Genomic DNA, 25075 nt, shown 5'->3' on the forward strand with positions numbered 1-25075 from the left:
GCCGGTTTGTTGCCTGTTGCGAGCAATATGTCTTCCATGAATAATAAGCAATCTTACTCAACGCGAGATGTCGTTTACTTCACGCTGAAACAACTCATTTTGAGTTTGAATATGCCTCCGGGAACAGCTATTTCTGAGAAGGAAATTTCGCTGGAGTTCCAGGTAAGCCGGACACCTGTTCGAGAAAGTTTTGTAAGGCTTGCTCAGGAAGGTCTGCTGGAAGTGTACCCACAGCGTGGCACATACGTCTCTCTGATTCAGGTCGACCTCGTTGAGGAAGCTCGGTTCATGCGTGAACAGCTCGAACGAGCCGTAATCAGGCTCGCCTGCGAGAACTTTCCGAACGAACAGATGGTAGCTCTTGAACAGAACCTTGCGTGGCAACAGGAATGTAAGATCAAACCGGATGATGAACGAATGTTTCAATTGGATGAGGAATTCCATAGCACTCTTTTTGCAGGCTGCAACAAAAGCAACACCTGGACTGTTATCCAGCAGATGAATGTACATTTGAATCGAAGTCGCATGTTACGCCTGTCCTCGGACCACCAGTGGGATCACCTGATTGAACAGCACCGGTCTATGGTCAAGGCCATTCAGCAGCATGATGCCGACACAGCAGAGCGACTGATGCAGGAACACTTGCATTTAACTGTCACCGATTTGGCTGTCCTGCAGGATACATATCCGTCCTATTTTCAATGACTGAATTTTTCTTCCTACTATTCATGATGAGGTGAACGTGATGAGAATGGTTTTTCGCTGGTTCGGCGAAGGCAATGATACGGTAACGCTGGATCATATCCGGCAGATTCCGGGTGTTGAAGGTATTGTGTGGGCACTGCACGATGTTCCTGCTGGCGAGGAATGGCCGATGGACAAAATACTCGCTGTCAAAACAGCAGCTGACAAGGCCGGGTTACATCTGGATGTCGTTGAGAGTGTGAACATCCATGAGGATATCAAGTTGGGCCTGCCATCAAGGGATAAATATATCGCAAATTATATTAAAACGATGGAGAAACTGGCTCAAGTTGGTGTGAAGGTCATCTGTTACAACTTTATGCCGATCTTCGACTGGCTTCGCACGGATATGCACAAGGAAATGGAGGATGGCTCAACTGCCCTCTTCTATGAGCACAGTAAACTCGCAGATATAGAACCTCTAGAACTCGTTCGACGCATTACGGAAAACTCCGCACTCACCATGCCAGGTTGGGAACCGGAACGATTGCAGTATTTAACAGGTCTGTTCGAAGCCTACAAGGATGTAACCGAGGATCATATGTGGGAGCACGCACGTTATTTCCTGCAAGAGATTATGCCTACAGCCGAACGGCTGGGGATTCGAATGGCCATCCATCCGGATGACCCGCCATGGCCAATCTTTGGATTACCAAAGATTATTACAAGTCAGGAGAATGTTCGGAAATATCTGAACCTTTATGATAGCCCTTACAACAGCGTGACATTATGCAGTGGCTCTTTGGGAGCGAATGCTGATAATGACATCATCGGGATGATACACGAGTTCAAGGATCGGATTCCATTTGCCCACATTCGTAATGTCAAAATCTACGAAAACGGCGACTTTATCGAAACCTCACATCGCAGTCAGGATGGCAGTGTTGATATTGCAGGGGTTGTTGAGGCTTATCACGATATCGGTTATGAAGGTTATGCAAGACCCGACCACGGTCGTCACCTTTGGGGAGAACAGTGCCGACCTGGTTATGGACTCTATGACCGGGCTTTGGGGATCATGTATCTCTGGGGCGTCTGGGATTCCCTGCAAAGGAGGGTAAAAGCATGAGTGAACACCAATATGAACGCTCATCTCGTCTCGAAGGCAGAACGGCTGTAATCACCGGAGGTGCTGGAGTATTATGCCGCTCCATGGCGGAAGAACTGGCTCGGCACGGTGCAAGTGTAGCCATCCTGAACCGCACTGTGTCCAAGGGGCAGGAAGTTGTAGCTGCGATAGAAGCTGACGGTGGCAAAGCGATTGCTATTGCCTGTGACGTAACCCAGGCCGATAGTGTGCAAGCGGCAGCAGATGCTGTGCTGGAACAGCTTGGACCATGCGACATTCTTATTAATGGCGCGGGTGGCAATAACGCCAGTGCCAACACCACGAATGAAATTTTCAGATTGGAAGATCTGAAAAAGAGCGATGTCACTACATTTTTCGATGTAAGTGTAGAGGGATTTCGTCAAGTGATGGATCTGAATTTTGTCGGTTCTCTCATCCCCACTCAGATCTTTGCGAGACATATGATAGAGCGCGATGTTCCCGCTACTGTCATCAATATTTCTTCCATGAGCGCCCCATCGCCCATGACCAAAGTTCCAGCGTACAGTGCTGCCAAGGCAGCGATTAACAACTTCACGCAGTGGCTCGCTGTGCATCTGGCTGAATCCGGTATTCGTGTCAACGCCATTGCACCCGGATTCTTCCTAACAGAACAGAACCGTAACCTATTACTGCAACCAGACGGTTCTCCTACCGAACGTTCGAGTAAAATCATTGCCCATACTCCTATGCGCCGCTTTGGCAAACCGGAAGACCTGCTTGGCACATTGATGTGGCTTGCGGATGAAAGACAATCCGGCTTTGTTACTGGCACAGTCATTCCGGTAGATGGCGGATTTATGGCCTATTCTGGTGTATGACGATTAACGTGTAAATGAATCAGTTCAACTAATATAGAGAATTTATAGAAACCGAAACTTGGGATACTTACTCAGGTTTCGGTTTTTTGCGTTCAAGCATAAGATCATCCAGTGTAGGAAAAGCTTGTTATAGTAACTATGCAAAGTGAAGTAAAGGAAGGTGATACATACATGATGGAAGAAACATGGGTTGTTGCCGTACGCTCTATTATTGCCTTTCTGACTCTGATCATCTACACAAGGGTGCTGGGCAAACAACAGATGGGTAACTTGACGTATTTTGATTATATTAACGGCATCACAATTGGTTCCATTGCAGGGACTTTTGCAACCGATCTCTCATCGAAAGCGTGGATTCATTTTGTGGCCTTAACCATTTTCACACTGATCACGATCATTTTTCAGTTCATTACGATGAAAAGTCGCACCCTCTCCAAATTGATGGATTCCGATCCTACCCTAGTGATTCAGAACGGCAAAATTTTGGAACAGAATCTGCATAAAATGCGTGTGAAATTTGACGAACTGACCGTCATGTTGCGGCAAAAGGATGTATTTGATATCACTACACTCGACTATGCAATCATGGAGCCCGATGGCAGTCTCTCCGTTGTGTTAAAACCTGAGCATCAGCCTGTTACCGCCAAAGATATGCATATGCATCCCCCGAAAAGCAAGCTGATGACCGAACTGATCATTGATGGTGTTCTGATCAAACAGAACCTGTCTGAGAGACATAAAGATATCCAGTGGCTTACCGAACAACTGAAAAAGAAAAAAGTGACGATTCAGGACATTGCATTTGCTGCCATTCTACCCAATGACAAATTGTACATTGATCTCTTCGATGATCGTTTTAACGAAAAAGTGGATATGGGTGACTATGAAGGACCATTCTAAATGTTCACATAGCGGGAGGTGGTTGAATGAAAACACGTTTCTGGTTGCTATATGTACTTCCGATCTTTTTGATCTTGTTATTCGTAGCGATCATGGCCAGCGGATCGTTTCTCAAGAAGCCCTTTGGTACCGAAGATCGCTTGCTCGAATCGGTGCAAACACTGGAAAAGCACGTGGAGAGCAAACAGTGGACGGCAGCCAAGTCACAGATCGAATATGCAATGCAGGCTTGGGAACGAGTCGTAGACCGGATTCAGTTCAGTGTGGAGCGTGAAACGATATATGATATTCTGGGCACCCTTGCTCGGATCAAGGGCGGCGTTGCGGCAGAGGATGATAAAGCGATTATGGAAGAGATTTATTACTTTTATGTCCTATGGGATAATCTTGGAGATTAGGTTCAATATCTTTAATATCAGACTTTAATATCAGACTTTAATATCAGATGTAAGTTCAATTACAAAAGGCACTATCCTTTTATGAAGAAAGGAAGTGCCTTCTTTGCGTTTATATAACTTACTATCCGTTACGCTCTTCTTACTCGGCGAGCTCTTGATGCACGCGAAGTGCCTTCTTTGCGGAAAAAGAGACTGAGTGCTCCCTTGGCACACCACAGTGCAATCAAAGCAAACAACGTGCCCCAGAATAGTGCCGGAAGGAATGTCTGCTGAGCGAGATTCGCTGCATCCCCTGCTCGTGAAGGCTGAGTCCAGGACATTAATCCAACGTATACGGCACTAACGACCGACTCTTCCAGCGTAAGAAACGCCAGTAACAGATAATAGAACTTCACGATCTTGGCACCAAAAATCATAATGACAACGTTCAGTGCGATGAACCCGGTCAGCCATAACATGCCAAACTCCCCTCTTACATATAACAGGAGTGACACCAGAGCGACAGCCGTCATAATACCAAGTCCCCACATGTGCAAACCTTTGCGGTATAAGTAGAACAACAGCCAGGCGAACAGTGATGCACTGATATATCCCGCCAGAGAAACCAGGATCGATCTGCCTGGCGTCAGCATGGAAGAGTAAGTTACACCACTATGATCAGCGTACAATTCAATGCGCAGCACTTTACCGGACAATACCAGTGTCATTAATGCATGACCGAATTCGTGAATCATCGTATCCAGGTTACGGAACAAGGACGAAAATGGGATGAATCGTGTAAGAAAGACGGAGCCTAGTAGAAAAAGTATCGTTTTGACCCACTTATTCAATCGTGCCATACCTCCTTTAACTTCAAGTAAACAAGCCTATCCTTTATACTACGCTTTTTTCGCTCGATTCGTTTCGGCTTCCAAACTGTAATGCACAGTGCTCCATCCACCAGCAGAAGCTCCGATTGTGTCCAATGAAAAAAGAAGATAGATCATAGCGGCCCTTTTCAGCCTCTAGCGTAACGAGCAGTCGATTCCGCATCCGACGGAGCGCGTAGTTCACGAAATGATCCGCAACTTCACTTTGCACAAGGGTAACATACGCATAGAGGGAATGATCGACAGGTTCATCAAGCGGACTCACCCCTGCACATGAAAACTCAGTCTTCACGCCCGTATTCTGAAGTATGGACAATGCGTTCACAAGCTCGGCATCCACTTCAACGCCATTCCATATCTCCGTTTTCTTCGCGGAAACCGTATGTTTATCACGTTCCGTCCAGTGCATCAGCTCCAGCTTACGCCGTCTCCACAGATGGGCCGGCTGTTCACTTAACAGCACTTCATGTTCCTCATTTAAATTCATCTAATGCGTCCTCCTGTTATCCTTGATCCGGTCCCTTATTCAACAAAGAGAGAGCACATCCCTGTGCTCTCTGCTTTGCAAAAAGGCAAAGGAATGGCACTCCATTCCTCAGCATGTTGTATTATTGTACCTTTTTCGGTGACAGGCATCAAATTGATCTTTTATTATTCGTTCAGCGCCAGTTTCAGTGCCTCCAGATTCTGTTTCATCACGCTAATGTAGTCCATTCCCGCCGACATTTCTTCCTCGGTAAGTCCCTCAATCGGGTTCAATACAGCCGTCGTAGCTCCCACTTCACTTGCAATCGTCTCGGACACTTTGGATGAAACCAGTGTTTCGAAGAAAATCGTCTTCACCTGATGCTCTTTGGCAAAATCAATGACAGATGCCATCTGCGCTGCCGAAGGTTCCTGCTCAGGAGACAATCCTGCGATAGGCACCTGCTGCAATCCGTATTCCTGTGCCAGATAACCAAATGCAGCATGTTGTGTGATAAAATCCTTGCGTTTGCTATCTGTCACAGCCACCTTGAAGTCCTGATCCAGTGACTCCAGTTGAGCAATGTAAGCATCTGCATTCTGTTTGAACTGTTCAGCATGTTCGGGGGCAGCCTGCGCCAAACCTGCTTCAATATTGCGCACTTCTTTGACAGCCAATGCAGGTGACAGCCATACGTGGGGATCCAGTCCCCCGTGATCGTGATCATGTCCTGCTTCTGCCTCGGCGTCATGATCGTGGACGTGTTCTTCTGTAGTCGCTTCATCTGCATGATCGTGGTCGTGATCCTGTTCTTCTGTAGTCGCTTCATTCGCATGGTCATGATCGTGTTCATGTTCTGTTGCCTCTGAATCTTCATGATGGTGATCATGCTCTCCACCTTCAAGCAGGTTGATGCCCTTACTTGCTTCCACCTGAATGAGTGAAGTGTTACTCAGGCTTCCGGTGACCTGATCCATCCATGATTCCATACCGGCACCGTTGTATACAAGCACATCCGCTTTCTCAATGCTGGCAATGTCCTGTGGTGTTGGCTCCCAATCATGAGGCTCCATACCCGCTGGAACGAGCGTATGTACATCCGCTAGGTCGCCTGCTACATTTTTAGTGAATTCATACATGGGGTAGAAACTAACCTGCACGTTTAATTTTGTGGTTTCCGTCTCGGCTGGAACGGGAGCGCCCGTCGGAGCTGTGCTGGTATCGGAAGCGGATTTCTGTCCGCAACCTGCGACGATAAGGGTCAGACTGAATAAAAGTCCGAGCGCTGTTTTTTTACTGAATTTCATGTGATGTATTCCTCCTTGAATGGATAACTATCGTTGCTCGTTGTTCTTGTTGATTTCTCTCTTTACGGTGACGCTTGCGGTTGTATCGTGCAATCAGCTTTTGCGCTGATATTCCAGTCAATAGGAAGACCAACAGGATGAGCGCAATCGTTCCTCCCGGTGGTGTATTTAGATGGTAAGATGTTGTCAGTCCGCTAAGAATACCGATTACCCCCGTGATTACAGCGACGATCATGGCTGCTGTAAAACTGTGAGATACTCGGAGTGCCAAGGCAGCGGGCAATACGATGAGAGCAGACACCAGTAGCACACCGACGATCGGCATGGCTGATGCTACAGTCATTCCTGTCAGAATGGCAAATGCAAACGATAATCCTTTCACTTGAACGCCCCCAATGGAAGCTGTCTCTTCATCAAACGTAAAGCTATAGAGCGGTCTTCGGAGAATGATGAAAAATAGCAATCCCGTGACACATACACCTGCCATCATCCACAACTGCATATCGCTAACCGCGACAATTGATCCAAATAAGTATGAGCTGAATGTTTTGGAGAGATTCGTTTTCAGACTCATCAATACCACCGCAAGAGCCAACCCCGAAGTCATGATGATTGCAACAGGAACCTCGCTATAGGTTCGGTAACTTCGACGCAGTTGTTCAACCAGTAATGCACCGATAATGGCAATGGCGAACCCGCAGATGACCGGATTAAGATTCATAACCGAACCTAGCGCTACCCCTGCGAGTGAGACATGGGATAACGTGTCTGCCATAAGAACCTGTCTTCTGAGCATCAGATAGACACCCAGGATCGGAGCTACGACCCCAATCAGTCCACCTGCCCAGAAAGCACGTTGCATGAACTCGTACTCAAACACTGCCATTCCTCACTTTCTTGCCGCTCCAGGGTAATGGTACGGTCCAATCGATCTCCCATTTCTTCCAGCCCGTGAGTAACCATAATAATCGTTAATCCATGAACATCCGCATAATGGCGCATCAGATCGTAGAAGCCCTCTCGGCTTCGTCGGTCCATTCCCGTTGTCGGCTCATCAAGTACCAGAACCTGCGGTTGCCCAGCCATGGCTCTGGCAATACAGATCCGCTGTTTCTGTCCACCGGACAGCTCACCAACACGTGTATTCCGATATTCCCACATGCCGACCTCACGCAAACTGCGTTCAACGATGGCATCCTGTTCCGATGTAAATCTGCGAAAAAGTCCCAGTCTGGTATAACATCCGGATCGGACCAGTTCGTTCACCGTGCTGGGAAATCCACTATTAAACGATGCCACCTGCTGGGGCACATAACCGATATTGGATGTGTTCCCACGTTTCAACAGTGGACTCATATGTATCGTGCCGCTCCAGGGCTTCAACAGCCCCAGCAGCAGCTTTAACAGGGTTGTTTTGGCTGAACCATTAGGGCCAGTAATGCCTATGAACTCTCCCACATGGATATCTAGCGACAGTTGATCAATGACCGGCTCTTTGCCATATCCGAATACAACATCACGCATGGAAGATAGTATCATGCCACTCCCTCTTTTCGTAAATATTACGATTTAAAATGAACAAAAAATTTAGCGTGTTTCCCGGTGAATTGTCATCTTCTTCAAACGAGGTGAGTACTTCTTCATCTCCAGACGCTCTGGATGGTTACGTTTGTTCTTGGTTGTTGTATAGTTGCGGTCCCCGCACTCGGTGCAGGCTAAAGTTACAATGACTCTCATGGTTGTTGCCTCCTCTTATTTAATCGTAATCATTACTATTTAATGATATTAGTCTATAGCTTTTCTTTTGTCAACTCCACGCCGGAAAATGAACATTCAAGTTCACGCCAGTTCTACATATGGATGAAGAATCTTGATTAATCGTAAAAATGTTGATTAGAACACAGGAATGATGTATGTTGCTGCACGTACAAGCATATATTTTAGCAAAGTCCTAGTTGTGGAGGTCTGTTTCATGAAAATGGCAGCCAATTTGAAGCTCCTGTCCTTCCTGATCCCTTGTGCATTTCTTGTTCCCGTGTTGATCACAATGGCTCCAGACCTGAAGGAAGCATGGAACAGTGAAGCTTTGCAAAATATGAAAACCGTATTCATAGGTATCTTTCTTGAAGCCGCACCTTTTCTACTCATGGGTGTGTTATTGTCCTCGCTCATGCAGTGGTTCGTATCCGAAGAAATGGTCCGTAAACTCACGCCCAAGAATCCGATCGGCGGTGTGCTGGTTGCAGGGTTGCTCGGTATTATTTTTCCCATTTGTGAATGTGGCATGATCCCGGTAGTGAGAAGGTTGATGCACAAAGGCATGCCTTCCTATATCGCAGTGACGTTCATCTTGAGTGGTCCCGTAGTCAATCCCATCGTATTTACCGCAACCTTGCTCGCCTTTCCTTCCCATCCTGAGATTACCATTGCGCGAATGGTACTGGCCTTTGCTGTAGCAGCTTCCATAGGCATGCTTGTGTATGTGTTTGTTCGTCGAAATCCCCTTCGGATGCCAAAAGTCGCAGTGACAGAAGTTAAGACACATCCTGGTTTTAAAATGGCGCAACCTCACGCGCACGCAAATGCACATGATCATAACCATGTAAAAAACTGGCGTAGCTTCTTCATTCATGCCGGAGACGAATTCGTCGATATGAGCAAATATCTGGTGATCGGTGCCTTGATTACAGCCTGCATCCAGACATTCATTAGCCGCAGCGATCTGGTCTCACTTGGCAATGGTCCTGTTGCCTCTTACGTGTTCATGATGGGATTTGCTTATGTACTGTCTCTCTGCTCTACTTCTGATGCTTTTGTTGCTTCTGCGTTCTCACATACGTTTGCACTGGGGCCGCTGGTATCCTTCCTTGTGCTTGGTCCAATGCTGGATTTTAAAAGCACCCTGATGCTACTCTCGACCTTCCGTACCCGATTTGTTATTGGTCTAAGTCTAGCCATTATCACGCTCGTCTTCGCCGGCTCGTGGTTGATTAATCTGCTGGTATAAAGGTTGAGCAACATACTTCATGACCTGAATAGTTAATCCCATGAACTTTCATCCTTACGATTAATAGAAATGAGGTGATGTTATGAATCACACGGTCTATACGATGACCAAACCTCCCGTTCCAAGATCACACATCATTCAATGGCATAACCTGATCCGTGCGGGCTGGATTGGCGGGGTGGCAGTGTACATTATTCACTTGAATTCAAGTGATTCGCTTCATTATTATCTGGCACCCACGATGCAAAAACTGCTGTTATGCTGCCCCGTTCCCTTATTGTTTATTGCTGTTATCATGGCCTGGCATGGACTGTTCAGTAGAAACGAGGTTCATTGCGATTGTGAGCATCCACCACCTTCGGGGTTCCTACGCAGCTCGTTGGTGTATGGTCTGATTGCTATACCCCTGTTACTGGGATTTCTGTTACCTGATCGGGCTCTCGGCAGCTCCATGGCCAGTCAGAAAGGCATGTCTCTCACCTATGCCCCTCCCGAGATTCGTCGCAAAGAACCTTTGCCTGATCCGACAACGCAATTGAATGTACAAGATCTCACACAACAATCAACGACCGTTCAGCCTGCATCGGCCACCAAAGTACAATTCATTCCCCCTGACGAGTATAGCCGTGAATTCGCTGAACTGGCGGAGAAGTTGTATGCAGAACAGGTTATCCGAGTCTATCCCGAGATCTTCTCTGAAACCCTCGGCACGATCGATATGTTCCAGCGACAATTTGCAGGCAAAGATATCTCCTTAACCGGGTTCGTTTATCGGGACAAAAGCATGGATCATGAATCACATTTTGCACTGGGACGGTTTCTCGTCATGTGTTGCCCTGCTGATGCGGCTCCCTTTGGCGTAATGATTCACATCCCAGAAGCGGATAGCTTCCCTACAGACAGCTGGGTGCAAATTGATGGCAGCATTGGCTCTGCACAGGTGAACGGTGAGGATACGATTGAAATTCGCGCCAGAAAGGTGACACCTGTAGCCGAGCCATCCACGCCTTATATTTACACCAATGCGGACTCGGTGATGGCGTATGAGAAAATAAAGAGCCAGTAGTTGCTAGTAGTAGTAGTAACTACTGGCTCCTCAACGGAAAAAAAGCCCCAAACGATGGATTACATCGCTTTGGGGCTTTCATGTTCAGTCAGATATGAGATTACATCTCGTCTGCTCTGATTGTATTATTCCGTAACGATATCATGAACCAATACAGGAGCATCGGCATGATCCGCAATCGTAATGTTTTCTTTGATCTTCGCGATGACGTCTGCTACGTCTTCACGATTGGCATGGATCGTTACGAGGGACTCACCAGCTTTGACTGGGTCACCGACTTTTTTGTTCAACATCAGACCAACTGCGAGATCGATCTCAGACTCTTTTGTTGCACGGCCTGCGCCAAGCAGCATTGCTGCCGTTCCGATTTCGTCAGCGACGATTCCGGCAACATAGCCGTCTTTGTCTGCTGGGACTTCAACCAGATATTGTGCTTGTGGCAAACGATCTGGATGATCTACAACCGAAGCGTCTCCGCCTTGGTTTGCCAGGAAATCTTTGAATTTCTCCAGTGCTTTACCGTTCTGGATCACTTCTTTCAATTTCTCCTCAGCGTGCTCCAAGGAATCTGCCTTGCCAGCAAGGAATACCATCTGACGTCCAAGAGCCAGACACAGTTCTTCCAGATCTTTTGGACCTTTACCTTGCAGTGTGAGGATGGCTTCTTTCACTTCAAGTGCGTTACCAATCGCCAGACCCAGTGGTTGGGACATATCGGAGATAACAGCCATCGTTTTACGGCCAACATTGTTACCGATGCTTACCATGGCATGTGCCAATTCTTTAGCATCTTCCGTTGTTTTCATGAATGCACCAGCACCCGTTTTAACATCCAACACGATTGCATCTGCACCTGCTGCAATTTTCTTACTCATGATGGAGCTGGCGATCAGTGGAATGGAGTTAACGGTAGCTGTTACGTCACGCAGTGCATAGAGCTTTTTGTCTGCAGGCGTTAAGTTACCACTTTGTCCGATAACTGCAACCTTATGTTCGTTTACGAGACGAATGAACTCTTCTTTTTCAAGCTCTACGTGGAAACCAGCAACGGATTCCAGCTTGTCTGTTGTACCACCCGTGTGACCAAGTCCACGTCCGGACATTTTGGCAACAGGAACATCCAGCGCAGCAACAAGCGGAGCAAGTACCAGTGTTGTTGTATCGCCCACTCCTCCTGTGGAGTGCTTGTCTACTTTGATGCCTTCGATAGCGGACAGGTCAATCGTTTCACCGGAATTCACCATCGACATAGTCAGATCGGCGCGTTCCTTGTCTGTCATATCTTTGAAAAATACTGCCATCGCCCAAGCGCTGACTTGATAGTCCGGAATTTCTCCTTGTGTGTATCCTTGAACAACAAAATCAATCTCAGCAGTTGTCAGTTCTTTTCCGTCGCGTTTCTTGGCAATAATGTCTACCATTCTCATGATGATCTCTCCTTATGTGTGTATTGATTGTATAGAACACTTTGTGCACCATTCGTTCCGGCTCCGGATCGTTCTTTAGATCGCTGTTGTCTCCAAGTTTTTTTGATCCATTTTGCAATGGAGAAAACTCGGAGACAAAGGCGAACGCTAACGCTTCTTCAGAATCGATTCCGGGTCCTTCACTCCGTGCTTAAAACAAAAGTTTCGATTAAAATCAAATGATTATGAATATAAAATACAACAACATCTGTTGTCATCTTATACAACATTTGATGTTAATTCGTTCCGGCTCCGGATCGTTCCTTAGATCGCTGTTGTCTCCAAGTTTTTTTTTATTCCATTTGCAATGGAGAAAACTCGGAGACAAAGGCGAACGCTAACGCTTCTTCAGAATCAATTCCGGGTCCTTCACTCCGTGCTAAAACAAAAGTTAAATCAAATGATTATGAATAACAATTACAGTGTGATTGCTGTGTCCAGGGCAACTACCATCATGTCATTGAACGTTTTTTGACGCTCTTCGGCAGATGTTTCTTCGCCTGTCAGCAAGTGGTCACTTACCGTCAGGATGGTCAGTGCGTTAACACCAAACTTGGCAGCGATGGTGTACAGTGCTGTTGTTTCCATCTCTACGCCGAGTACGCCGTGTTTCATCAACTTCTCGGTAACGGAACGGTCATCGCGGTAGAAAGAATCGGAGCTGAACACGTTACCGACGTGAATCTTCATACCTTTAGCTGTTGCACGGTCATATGCTTCTTTCAGCAGGGAGAAGGTAGCGATTGGCGAGAAGTCATATCCACCGAATACGTGTTTGTTCATGCTGGAGTCTGTACATGCTGCTTGTGCAAGGATAACGTCACGTACACGTACATGCTCCTGCATACCGCCACAAGTACCTACACGAATCAGGTTTTTCACGCCATATTCGCTGATCAATTCGTTAGCATAGATTGCGAAGGACGGAATACCCATTCCTGAACCTTGCACCGAAATCCGGTGTCCTTGATATGTACCTGTGTAACCGAGCATTCCACGAACCTCGTTGTAACATACAACATCTTCAAGGTACGTATCTGCAATATACTTCGCGCGCAAAGGGTCCCCTGGCAATAGGATCGTTTCTGCGATATCTCCGGGTTTTGCTCCAATATGTGTACTCATGAATGAATCTCCTCCAGTTATATGTTTATCTCTATTACGATGACAGGAACCGGAGCAGCCTCAACTACTCCGACATCCCTCATCCATTTTTGAAAGAAAACTTAAATCCCTAAAGTTTCGGTTACCTAAAATTAACTTATTTCAAATCCTTCAGGAAGCTGGTACCATATTCCGGCATTTTCACTCCAAAGTTCTCAGCTACGGTTGCGCCAAGGTCAGCAAATGTGCTGCGCAGATCAAGCTTTTTGCCCTCGCTGAAGCGCGGTGAGTAGGCAAGAAGTGGTACATATTCACGTGTATGGTCTGTACCACGGTATGTTGGATCGTTACCATGGTCAGCTGTGATCAGCAGCAGATCATCATTGGTCATTTTGGCAAAAATCTCTGGCAGCCGTGCATCATAGTCTTCAAGTGCCTGAGCATAACCTTGCGGATCACGACGGTGACCGTACAGGGCATCAAAATCAACCAGGTTCAGGAAGCTGAGTCCAGTGAATTCTTCATCCATCGTTTCAGACAACTTGTCCATACCATCCATGTTAGAGACGGTACGAACAGCCTTGGTTACACCTTCGCCATCATAGATATCTGCGATTTTGCCCAAAGCAATCACATCAAATCCACCATCTTGCAGTTCATTCATAACCGTACGACCAAAAGGTTTGAGTGCATAATCATGACGATTCGCAGTACGTTTCCAGTTACCCGCTTCTCCTACAAATGGACGTGCAATAATGCGGCCCAACATGTATGGATCTTCAAGTGTAATCTCACGGCAGAACTCACAAATCTCATACAGTTCTTTCAGTGGAACAACGTCCTCATGTGCTGCAATTTGCAGAACCGAATCCGCAGATGTGTACACGATGAGCGCGCCAGTTTCAACATGCTCTGCACCCAGCTCATCCAGAATTTCCGTGCCGCTGGCCGGTTTGTTACCAATTACTTTGCGGCCCGTTTTCTCTTCAATGCGCTGAATCAACTCATCGGGAAAACCATTCTCGAACACACGGAAAGGTGTATCAATGTAAAGACCCATTAGCTCCCAGTGACCTGTCATTGTGTCTTTGCCTCTGGATGCTTCCTGCATCTTGGTGTAATACGCTTTAGGTGCATCCGCTACAGGGACACCCTCGATTTCTTTGATGTTAGACAGTCCGAGACTGGCCATGTGAGGCATTTTCAAACCCCCGCGTTCACGTGCAATGTGACCAAAGGTATCTACATCAAAATCATCAAATTCTGCTGCATCCGGCGCTTCGCCGATCCCTACAGAATCCATAACAATCAGATGTACTCTTTTGAATGTTGACATAACTTAAGCACTCCTTCCAAATAATCCAGCTTACAAGAACAGTCCAGTAATGATCGCTGACAGCACGCTGACAAGCGAAGCACCGTAAAGCAGTTTCAGACCGAAGCGGGCGACCACATTACCTTGCTTCTCATGGAGTCCCTTCACCGCACCAGCAATGATACCGATGGAGGAGAAGTTGGCGAACGACACGAGGAAGACAGATACGATACCCGTTGTTCTGGCAGACATTGCAGTCTCCTTCAAATTAAGCATAGCTACGAATTCGTTGGATACCATTTTGGTTGCCATAATACTTCCTGCCTGAATCGCTTCTTTCCATGGAACACCCATGATGAAGGCAAATGGTGCAAACACATAACCAAGTAGCTCCTGGAACGAAATGCCAAGCACCGCGCTGAAAATTCCGTTAACAAGTGCAATCAAGGCAACAAAACCGATTAACATCGCAGCTACGATGATAGCAACTTTGAATCCATCCAGGATGTACTCGCCAAGCATTTCGAAGAACGATTGTTTCTCTTCATCCTGCACTTCCAATATATCTTCTTCTTCCGTCACCCGATAAGGGTTAACGATCGAAGCAATGATAAATCCGCCAAACAGGTTCAGTACAAGAGCTGTAACCACATATTTCGGCTCGATCATGGTCATATAAGCACCAACAATCGACATCGATACCGTGGACATCGCCGAAGCACACAAGGTGTACAGCCGATGTTTTGGCAACAACCCAATTTGTTTTTTCACAGAAATGAACACTTCAGATTGCCCCAATACAGCCGAAGCAACCGCGTTATATGATTCCAGTTTGCCCATTCCGTTGATTTTGCTTAATACCAGACCAATATATTTTATAACAAAAGGTAAGATTCGGATATACTGCAGTATCCCAATGAGTGCAGAGATGACAACGATTGGCATCAATACGCTGAGGAAAAATGGTGTTCCCCCGCTTTCGGCACCTACGGTAGTCAAACCCCCAAATACAAATGCGATACCTTCATTCGCATAGTCGAGTAAACTTTTAAATACGGTCGCAAAACCGCCAATTAAAAAAGTACCCACTCCTGTATTCAACAGAGCATAAGCTAGTATAACTTGCAAAACAATCATGATAGCCAGCGGCCGGTAACGAATCTGCTTTTTGCCGTTGCTTGCGATATAAGCCAGTCCAAAAACAACGAGTAAGCCGATAATGGCAATTAGAAATTTCATTTGATTTCTCCTTTGAAGGTAGTTAAGCCGGATGTGAAAATTCAGCTCAAAGGGCTCTTAAGCATTCTTATCAGTAATCTTTCAGAAAACTTATGAAGCGCTTACAATTAGTTCCGTTATTTAAAATATAAGTGTAAGTTGTATTCCCTGTACCTGAGTCGAACGCCCAAGTACAGAGAATATAATATTACTTTTATTTATTAAGCTTTTTTCTTGATAAGATGCTTTTGCTTAATAAGAAGATGTAGACTGACCACCCTGCATAATCTTAACGCCAGAACTTGCACCGATCCGAGTCGCACCCGCTTCGATCATTTTCTGCATATCTTCCAGGCTACGTACGCCACCGGAAGCTTTAACGCCAACATCAGGACCTACCGTACGACGCATCAAAGCGATATCTTCTGGCGTTGCTCCACCTGTGGAGAAACCTGTAGAAGTTTTAACAAAATCAGCTCCAGCTCGCACAGCTGCCTGACAAGCACGTACTTTCTCTTCATCCGTCAACAGACAAGTTTCAATAATAACTTTCACCAAAGCTTTACCCGCAGCCGCTTCAACAACAGCACGAATATCTTGTTCAACGAAATCATCTTTGCCATCTTTCAAAGCACTGATGTTGATGACCATATCGACTTCAGTTGCACCTTTAGCAATCGCATCTTTCGTTTCGAAAGCTTTTGTCTCCGATGTAGATGCCCCCAGAGGGAAACCAATAACGGTGCAGATATCTACGCCAGAACCCTGCAACTGCTCAGCAGCATAAGCAACCCAGCCTGGGTTAACACATACGGAAGCAAACTGATATTGCTTCGCTTCTTCGGTTAACTTGGCCATTTCACTTTGCTTTGCGTCCGCACGAAGCAACGTATGGTCGATCATTTTAGCTAATTGTGGTGTAGTCAATTGAATCTCTCCCTTATCTGAACTAGTTATTTTCTATACCCTTACACTAACATGAACATATGTAAAAATCAACTTGAACTTTTGTTCACGGTTACACTTATATTTCTTCTTCGTTATATTTTCTGCCTAAAAAAGCAAAACATCCGCCCTTTTTGCGTGGCAGATGTTGTCATCCATATCCATTTGAAATTAATATCGAAGTAATGCCTGCGCTGTGTACTGGTCCGTGACCAGAATATTTGCGTAATGGCCTTTGAGCGCGGCGTGAATGGCTTCAATTTTGCGTTGTCCTCCGGCAACAAGAATTGATTTTTCCTTATTTCTCAACTCGGCAAGATCAATTCCAACGGTTCTGCTGTTAATCTCTTCACTGATCAACTGACCTTCCGCGTCGAAAAAACGTGAACAAATGTCACCTGCGCCGGAGTTCATCAGCAATTGTTGCTCTTCTTCATTAAAGTAACCGAGCCTGAACAATAATGCATCTTCTTTCACAGTACCCACGGTAAACAAAGCAATGTTGGCCTGTCTGCCAAGTTCCACGATTCTTCCGATATGCCGATCCGCTTCCACCATGTTTTTCACTTCAATGTTGTCGAAAATAACAGGCAGCGGCAGATACCTTGGTACCGTATGGAATGCCTCAGCGAACAAATGAACAATCTCAGCAGCATACGTATTGACATGGGAGTGGCTTACGCCCCCCTTCAATTGCACGACTTCGACACCTTTGACCTGCTTGGGACGAAGCTGGCGTGCTACGGCATGCATGGTTGTTCCCCAGGTCACCCCGATGATATCTGCATCCTGAACCGTCTCTTGAAGATAATCCGCTGCTCGTTTGCTGATATGCTTCTGTATTTCCTCATCACTCTTCAACGGGGCAAAACACACAAGTGCCGTATCCAGATCATATTTCGACTTAAGTTCTCCGGCAATGATGTCGATATCCTCCAGCGGGTCCATAATTTCAATCCGGACGTATCCACGATCTTTGGCGTACTGAAGTAACCTTGATACGGTTGGACGCGACACGCCCAATCTTGCGGCAATATCCTGCTGGCTATAATCGGACTGATAATACAATTTCGCTGCTTCAATGCTTAATCGTTGCTTCTCCAGGTCCATTCCCATGTGCGCTCATCTCACTCATCCTATTGTCTTTGGAAAATAAATACTCGTCCTATATATTATACATGGATTGAGTATCTGGTCACCATAAAGCATCCAACTCAGTATCATGATCAATCCATTCATATCCTTTTCTGACGTATAAAACGGGGGAAACGATGCATACTACTGCGGTCGCTTCGTCATTGCCAAGATTGCTTCACCCCATTAATCGCACAGAGAGGAAGAACTACATGTCTACCTTATTGTATATTACTGCCCATCCTCATGATCATGAAACCTCCTTCAGCATGGCTACAGGCAAAGCATTTATTGATGCATATCGTGAAAGTCACCCGTCTGATGAGGTTGTTCACCTCGATCTGTATCGTTCGGATATTCCGCATATTGATGCGGATGTCTTCAGTGGTTGGGGCAAGCTGCAATCGGGCAGTGATCTGACTGCTGAAGAGCAGACCAAAGTAAGCCGTTTGAATGAACTGTCGGATCAATTTGCCGCAGCAGATAAATATGTTTTTGTAACTCCAATGTGGAACTTCTCGTTCCCTCCTATTCTGAAGGCATATGTGGACTCGATCTGCGTAGCTGGCAAAACATTTCGTTATACCGAACAAGGTCCTGTTGGACTGTTGTCTGACAAAAAAGCGTTGCATATTCAGGCTCGCGGTGGCATTTATTCCGAAGGTCCCGCTGCCCAGATGGAATCCGGTCATCGTTACTTAAGCATTATCATGTCTTTCCTCGGCGTGCCGAAGCTTGATGGCATTTTTGTTGAGGGGCACAATCAATATAAAGATCGTGCGAATGAGATCAAGCAACAAGCTATAGAGCAAGCAACTACTTTTGCAAAACAGTTTTAAGAGAAGTAGTTCAAAAAGTCCGCTTTTGATTACGAATGATGCCTAGTGGCATCATCAGCAGTGTAGTAAACACTCAAAACATAAACAAAACCCGCGTGCTACCTAGGGTATAATCCCAGGAAACACGCGGGTTTTCAATGTATATCAACCTAGAGCTTATTGATGTCCAGCACTGGCACGGCTCATGGTTTCAAGTTTACGTGTGATTGCATGACGGTCTACTTTCAATCCCCAGATCATTTCAATAATCTGCTCTTTCTCCTCAGGACTGTCGGCATGCTTCAGTTGCATTAACAGATCATGCATTTGTTCATTAATGCCTTCAAATTGAATCCATAAATCCTGTCTTACCTCTTTAGAATCCAGATGATGATTCGCATCGACTTCTTCCTTCAATGCTTGCAGAATAGCATCTTTCCATTCGTCATCACCTAGCTGTTTCGCAATGTTCAGGAGATCCAGATAATCGTCAACAAGAAGTGAGTTCAATTCAGCATGTGTTTTCATCGTTTATTGCATCCCCTTTTCGTTCCATTTACCAAGTATTATACTCGGTATTTCAGGTTATGCAATAGTTGTCGAGAAAAATAGTGGATTGTCCAGTTTCATGTCATGTTTTGACGAATGATTAATCTCCGATTAAGACTTGAGTTGTTGCAGCAACTGTACACGATAGGCTTCACTTTCAAGGGATTGAATTTCCTTATATTCTTCAGCAGTTAACACTTTGGGTTCCCCGGCTGCCTTGGCGATCATATATACCTTCGCGCTTTCTTCCACCACTTGAGTGCGGTAATAGGCTTCGCGGAGGTTTTTACCGGTCGTAACTAATCCGTGATTGACAAGAATGAGTGCCGTATGTTCTTCTACCTTTGCTGAGACTGCATCGGCAAGAAGTTTCGTCGTTGGCAGAACATATGGAACAAATCCGATATCACCTACCAAGGCGGACTGATCAGGGAACAAGTGTGGCAATTCATCGAAAACGAGACTAAGTGCGATCGTATATGCCGGATGCGTATGCACAATGGCTTGGATATCAGGATTCACACGATAACTGTACAGATGCATTAATACTTCGGAAGACGGACGTGTTGATCCCGCACTAGTCGCCCCTGTCTCGATATCAATAGCTATCCACTCGTCCGGTTCCAGGTCTTCAAGTGCATATCCACTCGGAGACAACAACATCGTTCCCCCAGAGCGTGCGCTCAGATTCCCACCGGGTCCTACCACTAACCCTTGGGCAACTGCTCTGCGGGCATACTTCGTCAACTCTTCCCTTATTTGCTGTTCAGACATGTTCCTCACCACTCCTCGTACTTTTCTTTGTACATTTTCGTCAATGCTCATTGCATAGAATCTGTTCATTATCTTTTGACTTGATTGAGACTTTGGTAGTTTTCATAAGCTTCCTGCCACAGCTCTGTATCCTCAGGTTCATAGGTCTCGGGGGAAAAGGAAGCAGCCATGACCTCCCGGATCTCGGCCAAGCTACTCACTTCTCCATGTGCAAGGAATTGCAGCATGCAATTCCCGGCTGAAGTCGCCTCTGCCGGGCCTGCCACCACCGGAACACCGGCTGCATTGGCTGTAAACTGGCACAATAGTGGATTGTGCACACCGCCACCAACCATATGAATGACACGAGGTCTTGTACCTGTGATCAACTGCAATTCATCCAGCGTCTGTCTGAATTCCAGTGCAAGACTTTCCAGAATGCAGCGCACAATCGCTCCAGTCGTTTCGGGGACAGTCTGTCCGGTGAGGCTGCATTGTTGGCGTATGCGTTCAACCATATTCCCTGGCGCCAAATACACGCCATCTCCGGGCGATACATAACTTTGATGCGGCGTTGCCAAGGTAGCCAGCTGAATCAGTTCTTCATGTGTAAAAAGTTGATTCTCCCGCTCCCATTGCCTTTTGCATTCTTGTAGCAGCCACAGGCCTGAACGATTTTTCAGGGTGCGTACTTTCCCACGTACCGTCCCTTCATTGGTGAATCCGAGTGTACGACTTCGGTTATCCAATACAGGTGTATCACGCTCCACCCCCATAAGTGACCAGGTACCACAGCTGATAAAAGCAAAATCCGAATCCATCGCAGGAATCGCTGCCAAGGCAGATGCGGTATCATGTGAGCCCACTGAGACTACCTGCATCGGTTCAGTCCGTAACTCGGCGCACAACTCATTTGTTAAATTGCCCAGCACGGTACCGGGTTGAACGAGCTTTGGAAATAATGTTTCCGGTATACCGAGACGCCCGATCAGATATTCATTCCAACGCGCCTCGCCTGCATGCAACAGCCCGCTGGTACTTGCAATCGTATACTCACAAGCCTGCTGACCAGATAGATAATAGTGAAATAAATCCGGCATAAATAACATGCGCACATCCGGACGCAAACCTTCGGCCTGCTCTCGTACACTGCCTAGCAGTTGAAATGCTGTATTGATCTGCTGCGGCAAAACGCCGGACATGGCATACAGTTCTTCTTCTTTCACCATGTGCAGAACTTCTTCCATCCACTGTGCGTTGCGTGCTTCCCGATAGTGACGTGGGTTCGAGCACAACCTTCCTGCACCATCCACCAGTCCATAGTCCACTCCCCACGTATCCACAGCTATAGAACGGACCGATGGAGAGATGCCTTGCGTCCCTTTCACAATGCCTTGTTTTAATTCATGAAAAAGTCGCAAGAAATCCCAATACAATCCGTCCCCCAGCTGCACGGGTTCATTGTTGAATCGATGCACTTCCTGTAACGAGAGTCTGTTTCCATCAAAAGAACCACGGACTACGCGTCCACTACCGGCGCCGTAATCGGCAGCAAGCACATGTGTTGCTTGATTGCCCATTCTTTCAAGCCTCCTTAACTCTACGCGATAAGCCGTATTCGAGTTCTCAGCACAGCTTTCAAGAGAAAGCCATGTTACCTCATCTCACAAGGAACATGGCGTTTGACAGGAATGGAACTTTATTTTAACGATACAATGGACCAAACACACTGCAAGCACGGTAGTCTGCGCTCTCCGGCTCACTTGTGCCGAACAACCCCCATGCACGCGGACGGAAAATTTCCGTTTCAGGTACATTATGCATATTTACCGGAATGCGAAGCATGGAAGCGAGCGTGATCAGATCTGCACCAATATGTCCGTATGAGATGGACCCATGGTTCGCTCCCCATTGATTCATGACCTCGTATACGGAAGTAAACGCTCCCGATCCGGTTAGAACAGGTGCAAACCAGGTGGATGGCCAGGTTGGGTCTGTCCGCCGATCCAGCGTATCATGCACATCTTCAGGCAGATCGACTGTATAACCCTGAGCGATTTGCAGTACGGGTCCCAGTCCTTTGACCAGATTCAGACGTGTCATCGTTACAGGCATGCCGCCTTTGGTCAAGAAATCCGCTGAATAGCCGCCCCCGCGGAAATACTCTACGGATGCCGGTCTCCACGATGTTGCTTTTAGACAATCCTGAACTTCCTCATCTGTAATTTCCCAGAAAGGCTTGAGCACAGGCTTGCCATCTCTGGACTGTTGTCCGGTGCCATCCAGGGCCGCGGAACCCGAGTTAATCAGATGCAGAATACCGTCCTTCGCGTTTCCTTCCAACTGGTGCCCTGTTACACGCTGTACCGAATCCGGACTCCAATACGTGCGCACATCAGCGAAGATCTGTGCCGTATGCGTGAGTAACGAACCAAATAACATGGACACACCGTTCAAACTATCATTCTCCGTTGCAACGAGATAAGGCGCACGTTTGCCATTCCAGTCAAAGGAAGAATTGAGTATCGACTCCAGAAAATCTCCGTTAGGTGAATGGTCTGTCCATTGCCGTTGCCCCTGGAAGCCGGATACAATTGCATGGTGGCCCATCGATTCCTCTGTAAAACCAAGTTCTGCCAATCTTGGATTACCCGCCATCAAATCACGCACGATTTGGGTCATTTTCACAACGGTTTCCCATTCGTACTCTTTGCGTTTACGATCCGTTTGCAGATGGGCAGCGTTGTTGTCCGGACCTTCGCTACAATTCTCCTTCACCCAGGCCAGCGCGAGCTTATACTCCTCAGGATCGTAGATTTCTTCTTCAATACGACGAGTGAGTTCGCTCATATCCACATATTCGTTGCGCATGCCCAGATACTCCTGGAAAAATGAATCGTTCACAATCGAGCCTGCAATCCCCATGGATACCGATCCAATGGACAGATACGCTTGCCCTTTCAAGGTAGCGGCTGCAAGACCCGCACGGCTGAACCGGAGCAATTTCTCACGCACGTCATTGGGAATCGTTGTATCCCCTCCATCCTGAACATCCTCTCCATAGATCCCAAAGGCAGGAATGCCCTTCTGTGCATGGGCAGAGAGAACTGCCGCCAGATATACAGCACCCGGACGTTCAGTTCCATTAAAACCCCAGATGGCTGTTGGAGTGGACGGTGACATATCCATCGTTTCCGTACCATAACACCAGCACGGTGTCACGGTGATCGTTACACCAACGTTCGAACGGCTGAACAGTTCTGCTGCCGCGGCCGCTTCGGCTACTCCGCCAATACAGGTCTCGGCCACAACACACTCTAACGCGGAGCCGTCAGGATAACGCAGTTCGGCTGCAAGCAGTTCCGCAACAGACGTAGCCATCCGCATCGTTTGCTCTTCCAGTGACTCCCGAACACCCTTGCGTCTTCCATCAATCGTGGGACGAATACCAATCTTGGGAAATGCCTGCTTATAACGATAATCCTGATGTGTCATACTGGAATGTCCTCCTTCAATTCGTTTCATAGAATTTGGGTTGAATCGAGAAACCTTCTGTCTGATCCATGTGCGTTGATTGGAATGAGATAATGACGGAGATACAACCGATACCCGATTGGCACACAAGAGTTGCATACACAGATTAGCAAGAGTCTTACTTAATTTTGAATGCGTTTACATATTTGGAAAAATACCAATAAACCATTTCATTAATCAGCCTTGTATGTAGTTCCTCTTTTCAAGAAAATGGAACGTGCACGAGCGAATTCAACGAAATGGTCTATGTAGTAAAGACGTTCAGAACCCTTAGGGTTATCGGTAACCCTAACATAGCATGAGCCTATCTTGCTGTCAATTGGCATTATCCTATAGAATGGTAAGACTATGTTGCGGAAAGGTTAGATTCTAATGATTACCATTTATGATATTGCCAAAAAAGCCAACGTCTCCGCCATGACGGTCTCCAAGGTCATTAATCATACAGGCCGCATAAGCTCCGCGACACGCGAACGTGTGCAACAGGTGATCGACGAACTGGGTTACATACCGAACTCCAATGCACGCAGCCTTGTGCTTCAACGAACCCAGATGCTCTCCCTGCTTATTACGGATATTACCAACCCTTTTTATACAACACTGGCCCGTGGTGCTGAAGATGCAGCCCATCTTCGTGGGTACCGTCTTTTATTCGGCAATAGTGACGAGGATTACAATAAGGAAAAGGATTACGTGGATGCGATTCTATCTACTCGTGTGGATGGTGTACTCTATGCCCCAGCGGGAGATCGTTCTCTTCCTCATCTAAAACAACTGCAGGAACGTCACATTCCGTTTGTCTTTCTGGACCGCATCGTACCTGGCATTACGTCAGATATCATTGCAGGAGATAGCCGGGAAGGCGCGATTGAACTGATCCGATATCTGGTGCAACTGGGGCACCGGCGCATTGCACTGGTCAATGGTTCTTCGGAGGTTTCTACCGCCAGACTGCGGGAGGAAGGTTATATAGCGGGTTTACGTGAGGCCGGAGCTGATATCGATCCCGAGCTTGTGCTTCGAACCGGGTACCGGGATTTCGGCGATGAAGAAGGACTGGATCGACTACTCTCTCAACCGGATCAACCAACAGCCATTTTTGCCGCCAACAACATGCTGGCGATTGGGGTCATTCGGCTTTTGCGCAAACGAGGACTGCGTGTACCAAATGACATCTCTGTTGTGTGTTTCGATGATCTGGATCTGGCTTCCGCCTTTGACCCTTTTCTGACCGTAGCTGCACAGCCCGCATATGATTTTGGATTTCGAGGGGTACAGATGCTGATTGACCGAATTGAGGGCAAGGCCCCTTCCGAGGCCCAGACCGTTATTCTACCATCAGAACTGCGCATACGGGCTTCGGCTGCTGCTCCACGTGAGCAAAAATAGAGTAAAGCACCAGAGTTGACTAAATATTATCGTGTAAAAGATTAGTCCCACTTATCTAGATTAAGTCCCGTTCAAATTCGAGAAATACACAACATAAATAGGGTGCACCGGAGATTACACTCTGGTTGCACCCTGTTTGATATTCATTCGTTAGATGACCTGTT

At 46.7% G+C, this 25075-nt stretch carries 25 protein-coding genes; 9 read left to right on the top strand and 16 right to left on the bottom strand.

The features are described 5' to 3' along the window. The first annotated feature begins 27 nt into the window (after positions 1-27). From MKY92_RS16920 to MKY92_RS16940, 5 genes are all read left to right on the top strand, one after another. The gene (locus MKY92_RS16920; RefSeq protein ID WP_339301822.1) at positions 28-705 is read left to right on the top strand and encodes a GntR family transcriptional regulator; all 678 of its coding nucleotides are present in this window, start codon (positions 28-30) and stop codon (positions 703-705) included. A 40-nt stretch (positions 706-745) separates the two neighbouring features. Further along, positions 746-1813 carry a mannonate dehydratase gene (gene uxuA, locus MKY92_RS16925; RefSeq protein WP_339297014.1) on the top strand — a complete coding sequence of 356 codons (1068 nt, stop codon included), beginning with the start codon at positions 746-748 and terminating at the stop codon, positions 1811-1813. Then, the gene (locus tag MKY92_RS16930; protein ID WP_339297015.1) at positions 1810-2673 is read left to right on the top strand and encodes an SDR family oxidoreductase; all 864 of its coding nucleotides are present in this window, start codon (positions 1810-1812) and stop codon (positions 2671-2673) included. Before uxuA ends, MKY92_RS16930 begins: the two co-directional genes overlap by 4 nt. Positions 2674-2811: 138 nt before the next feature. Beyond that, positions 2812-3573, top strand: a complete 762-nt coding sequence (locus MKY92_RS16935) for a DUF421 domain-containing protein (RefSeq protein WP_339297016.1) — start codon at positions 2812-2814, stop codon at positions 3571-3573. A gap of 26 nt (positions 3574-3599) precedes the next feature. Continuing rightward, entirely contained in the window at positions 3600-3971 is a 372-nt protein-coding gene (locus tag MKY92_RS16940) for a DUF4363 family protein (protein WP_339297017.1), read from the top strand. Between the two features lie 128 nt (positions 3972-4099). On the opposite strand, the gene MKY92_RS16945 is transcribed toward MKY92_RS16940, so the two are convergent. The 6 genes from MKY92_RS16945 to rpmG all read right to left on the bottom strand — a co-directional run bounded on the left by MKY92_RS16945 (position 4100) and on the right by rpmG (position 8350). Then, a complete protein-coding gene (locus tag MKY92_RS16945; protein ID WP_339297018.1) occupies positions 4100-4801 on the bottom strand; it encodes a M50 family metallopeptidase in 702 nt (233 codons plus the stop codon). Positions 4802-4844: 43 nt separating this feature from the next. Continuing rightward, positions 4845-5327, bottom strand: a complete 483-nt coding sequence (locus MKY92_RS16950; protein ID WP_339297019.1) for a hypothetical protein — start codon at positions 5325-5327, stop codon at positions 4845-4847. 164 nt (positions 5328-5491) lie between these two features. Beyond that, complete coding sequence (locus MKY92_RS16955) at positions 5492-6613, bottom strand: zinc ABC transporter substrate-binding protein (protein WP_339297020.1); 1122 nt, start codon at positions 6611-6613, stop codon at positions 5492-5494. After that, positions 6600-7499 carry a metal ABC transporter permease gene (locus MKY92_RS16960; RefSeq protein ID WP_339297021.1) on the bottom strand — a complete coding sequence of 300 codons (900 nt, stop codon included), beginning with the start codon at positions 7497-7499 and terminating at the stop codon, positions 6600-6602. Before MKY92_RS16960 ends, MKY92_RS16955 begins: the two co-directional genes overlap by 14 nt. After that, on the bottom strand, positions 7445-8152 hold the full coding sequence (locus MKY92_RS16965) for a metal ABC transporter ATP-binding protein (RefSeq protein WP_339297022.1): 708 nt from the start codon (positions 8150-8152) through the stop codon (positions 7445-7447). Before MKY92_RS16965 ends, MKY92_RS16960 begins: the two co-directional genes overlap by 55 nt. Before the next feature lie 48 nt (positions 8153-8200). Beyond that, a complete protein-coding gene (gene rpmG, locus MKY92_RS16970) occupies positions 8201-8350 on the bottom strand; it encodes a 50S ribosomal protein L33 (RefSeq protein WP_036613813.1) in 150 nt (49 codons plus the stop codon). Between the two features lie 235 nt (positions 8351-8585). Between rpmG and MKY92_RS16975 the strand changes: the two genes are divergently transcribed. Continuing rightward, complete coding sequence (locus tag MKY92_RS16975) at positions 8586-9620, top strand: permease (RefSeq protein WP_339297023.1); 1035 nt, start codon at positions 8586-8588, stop codon at positions 9618-9620. An 82-nt stretch (positions 9621-9702) separates the two neighbouring features. Further along, positions 9703-10686 carry a TIGR03943 family protein gene (locus MKY92_RS16980; RefSeq protein ID WP_339297024.1) on the top strand — a complete coding sequence of 328 codons (984 nt, stop codon included), beginning with the start codon at positions 9703-9705 and terminating at the stop codon, positions 10684-10686. Positions 10687-10811: 125 nt separating this feature from the next. On the opposite strand, the gene MKY92_RS16985 is transcribed toward MKY92_RS16980, so the two are convergent. From MKY92_RS16985 to MKY92_RS17010, 6 genes are all read right to left on the bottom strand, one after another. Then, positions 10812-12113 carry a pyrimidine-nucleoside phosphorylase gene (locus MKY92_RS16985; RefSeq protein ID WP_036613808.1) on the bottom strand — a complete coding sequence of 434 codons (1302 nt, stop codon included), beginning with the start codon at positions 12111-12113 and terminating at the stop codon, positions 10812-10814. Between the two features lie 456 nt (positions 12114-12569). Continuing rightward, positions 12570-13277 (bottom strand): purine-nucleoside phosphorylase, encoded by a 708-nt coding sequence (gene deoD, locus MKY92_RS16990; protein WP_017688193.1) that lies wholly within the window; start codon positions 13275-13277, stop codon positions 12570-12572. 136 nt (positions 13278-13413) lie between these two features. Continuing rightward, a complete protein-coding gene (deoB, locus tag MKY92_RS16995) occupies positions 13414-14592 on the bottom strand; it encodes a phosphopentomutase (protein WP_017688192.1) in 1179 nt (392 codons plus the stop codon). Positions 14593-14622: 30 nt separating this feature from the next. Next, entirely contained in the window at positions 14623-15810 is a 1188-nt protein-coding gene (locus MKY92_RS17000; RefSeq protein ID WP_339297025.1) for a NupC/NupG family nucleoside CNT transporter, read from the bottom strand. 231 nt (positions 15811-16041) lie between these two features. Further along, on the bottom strand, positions 16042-16692 hold the full coding sequence (gene deoC / locus MKY92_RS17005; protein ID WP_339301823.1) for a deoxyribose-phosphate aldolase: 651 nt from the start codon (positions 16690-16692) through the stop codon (positions 16042-16044). 213 nt (positions 16693-16905) lie between these two features. Then, the gene (locus MKY92_RS17010) at positions 16906-17844 is read right to left on the bottom strand and encodes a sugar-binding transcriptional regulator (protein ID WP_339301825.1); all 939 of its coding nucleotides are present in this window, start codon (positions 17842-17844) and stop codon (positions 16906-16908) included. Between the two features lie 236 nt (positions 17845-18080). Here MKY92_RS17010 and MKY92_RS17015 point away from each other — a divergent pair, with 236 nt between their 5' ends. Then, positions 18081-18707 carry an FMN-dependent NADH-azoreductase gene (locus MKY92_RS17015; protein WP_339297026.1) on the top strand — a complete coding sequence of 209 codons (627 nt, stop codon included), beginning with the start codon at positions 18081-18083 and terminating at the stop codon, positions 18705-18707. A 156-nt stretch (positions 18708-18863) separates the two neighbouring features. Here the strand turns inward: MKY92_RS17015 and MKY92_RS17020 are convergent, their stop codons facing one another. The 4 genes from MKY92_RS17020 to MKY92_RS17035 all read right to left on the bottom strand — a co-directional run bounded on the left by MKY92_RS17020 (position 18864) and on the right by MKY92_RS17035 (position 23483). Next, the gene (locus MKY92_RS17020; RefSeq protein ID WP_036613800.1) at positions 18864-19214 is read right to left on the bottom strand and encodes a hypothetical protein; all 351 of its coding nucleotides are present in this window, start codon (positions 19212-19214) and stop codon (positions 18864-18866) included. A 132-nt stretch (positions 19215-19346) separates the two neighbouring features. After that, entirely contained in the window at positions 19347-20009 is a 663-nt protein-coding gene (locus tag MKY92_RS17025; RefSeq protein ID WP_339297027.1) for a class II aldolase/adducin family protein, read from the bottom strand. A gap of 68 nt (positions 20010-20077) precedes the next feature. After that, positions 20078-21568 carry a rhamnulokinase family protein gene (locus MKY92_RS17030; protein WP_339297028.1) on the bottom strand — a complete coding sequence of 497 codons (1491 nt, stop codon included), beginning with the start codon at positions 21566-21568 and terminating at the stop codon, positions 20078-20080. A gap of 124 nt (positions 21569-21692) precedes the next feature. Then, positions 21693-23483 carry an L-fucose isomerase gene (locus MKY92_RS17035; protein WP_339297029.1) on the bottom strand — a complete coding sequence of 597 codons (1791 nt, stop codon included), beginning with the start codon at positions 23481-23483 and terminating at the stop codon, positions 21693-21695. 411 nt (positions 23484-23894) lie between these two features. On the opposite strand from MKY92_RS17035, the gene MKY92_RS17040 reads away from it, so the two are divergent. Then, positions 23895-24911 carry a LacI family DNA-binding transcriptional regulator gene (locus MKY92_RS17040; protein WP_339297030.1) on the top strand — a complete coding sequence of 339 codons (1017 nt, stop codon included), beginning with the start codon at positions 23895-23897 and terminating at the stop codon, positions 24909-24911. Positions 24912-25075: the final 164 nt, after the last annotated feature.

Source organism: Paenibacillus sp. FSL R5-0623 (genome assembly GCF_037974265.1).
Lineage (GTDB): Bacteria > Bacillota > Bacilli > Paenibacillales > Paenibacillaceae > Paenibacillus.

Excerpts from the sequence above, each read along its gene's own strand:
- uxuA (WP_339297014.1), top strand. The coding sequence starts at position 746 with ATGAGAATGGTTTTTCGCTGGTTCGGCGAAGGCAATGATACGGTAACG.
- MKY92_RS16940 (WP_339297017.1), top strand. The coding sequence starts at position 3,600 with ATGAAAACACGTTTCTGGTTGCTATATGTACTTCCGATCTTTTTGATC.
- deoC (WP_339301823.1), bottom strand. The coding sequence starts at position 16,692 with ATGATCGACCATACGTTGCTTCGTGCGGACGCAAAGCAAAGTGAAATG.
- MKY92_RS16935 (WP_339297016.1), top strand. The coding sequence starts at position 2,812 with ATGCAAAGTGAAGTAAAGGAAGGTGATACATACATGATGGAAGAAACA.
- MKY92_RS16955 (WP_339297020.1), bottom strand. The coding sequence starts at position 6,613 with ATGAAATTCAGTAAAAAAACAGCGCTCGGACTTTTATTCAGTCTGACC.
- MKY92_RS17010 (WP_339301825.1), bottom strand. The coding sequence starts at position 17,844 with ATGGACCTGGAGAAGCAACGATTAAGCATTGAAGCAGCGAAATTGTAT.
- deoD (WP_017688193.1), bottom strand. The coding sequence starts at position 13,277 with ATGAGTACACATATTGGAGCAAAACCCGGAGATATCGCAGAAACGATC.
- MKY92_RS17035 (WP_339297029.1), bottom strand. The coding sequence starts at position 23,483 with ATGACACATCAGGATTATCGTTATAAGCAGGCATTTCCCAAGATTGGT.
- deoB (WP_017688192.1), bottom strand. The coding sequence starts at position 14,592 with ATGTCAACATTCAAAAGAGTACATCTGATTGTTATGGATTCTGTAGGG.
- MKY92_RS17025 (WP_339297027.1), bottom strand. The coding sequence starts at position 20,009 with ATGTCTGAACAGCAAATAAGGGAAGAGTTGACGAAGTATGCCCGCAGA.
- MKY92_RS16960 (WP_339297021.1), bottom strand. The coding sequence starts at position 7,499 with ATGGCAGTGTTTGAGTACGAGTTCATGCAACGTGCTTTCTGGGCAGGT.
- MKY92_RS17020 (WP_036613800.1), bottom strand. The coding sequence starts at position 19,214 with ATGAAAACACATGCTGAATTGAACTCACTTCTTGTTGACGATTATCTG.
- MKY92_RS16965 (WP_339297022.1), bottom strand. The coding sequence starts at position 8,152 with ATGATACTATCTTCCATGCGTGATGTTGTATTCGGATATGGCAAAGAG.
- MKY92_RS17030 (WP_339297028.1), bottom strand. The coding sequence starts at position 21,568 with ATGGGCAATCAAGCAACACATGTGCTTGCTGCCGATTACGGCGCCGGT.
- MKY92_RS16930 (WP_339297015.1), top strand. The coding sequence starts at position 1,810 with ATGAGTGAACACCAATATGAACGCTCATCTCGTCTCGAAGGCAGAACG.
- rpmG (WP_036613813.1), bottom strand. The coding sequence starts at position 8,350 with ATGAGAGTCATTGTAACTTTAGCCTGCACCGAGTGCGGGGACCGCAAC.
- MKY92_RS16950 (WP_339297019.1), bottom strand. The coding sequence starts at position 5,327 with ATGAATTTAAATGAGGAACATGAAGTGCTGTTAAGTGAACAGCCGGCC.
- MKY92_RS16975 (WP_339297023.1), top strand. The coding sequence starts at position 8,586 with ATGAAAATGGCAGCCAATTTGAAGCTCCTGTCCTTCCTGATCCCTTGT.
- MKY92_RS17000 (WP_339297025.1), bottom strand. The coding sequence starts at position 15,810 with ATGAAATTTCTAATTGCCATTATCGGCTTACTCGTTGTTTTTGGACTG.
- MKY92_RS16980 (WP_339297024.1), top strand. The coding sequence starts at position 9,703 with ATGAATCACACGGTCTATACGATGACCAAACCTCCCGTTCCAAGATCA.
- MKY92_RS16985 (WP_036613808.1), bottom strand. The coding sequence starts at position 12,113 with ATGAGAATGGTAGACATTATTGCCAAGAAACGCGACGGAAAAGAACTG.
- MKY92_RS17015 (WP_339297026.1), top strand. The coding sequence starts at position 18,081 with ATGTCTACCTTATTGTATATTACTGCCCATCCTCATGATCATGAAACC.
- MKY92_RS16920 (WP_339301822.1), top strand. The coding sequence starts at position 28 with ATGTCTTCCATGAATAATAAGCAATCTTACTCAACGCGAGATGTCGTT.
- MKY92_RS17040 (WP_339297030.1), top strand. The coding sequence starts at position 23,895 with ATGATTACCATTTATGATATTGCCAAAAAAGCCAACGTCTCCGCCATG.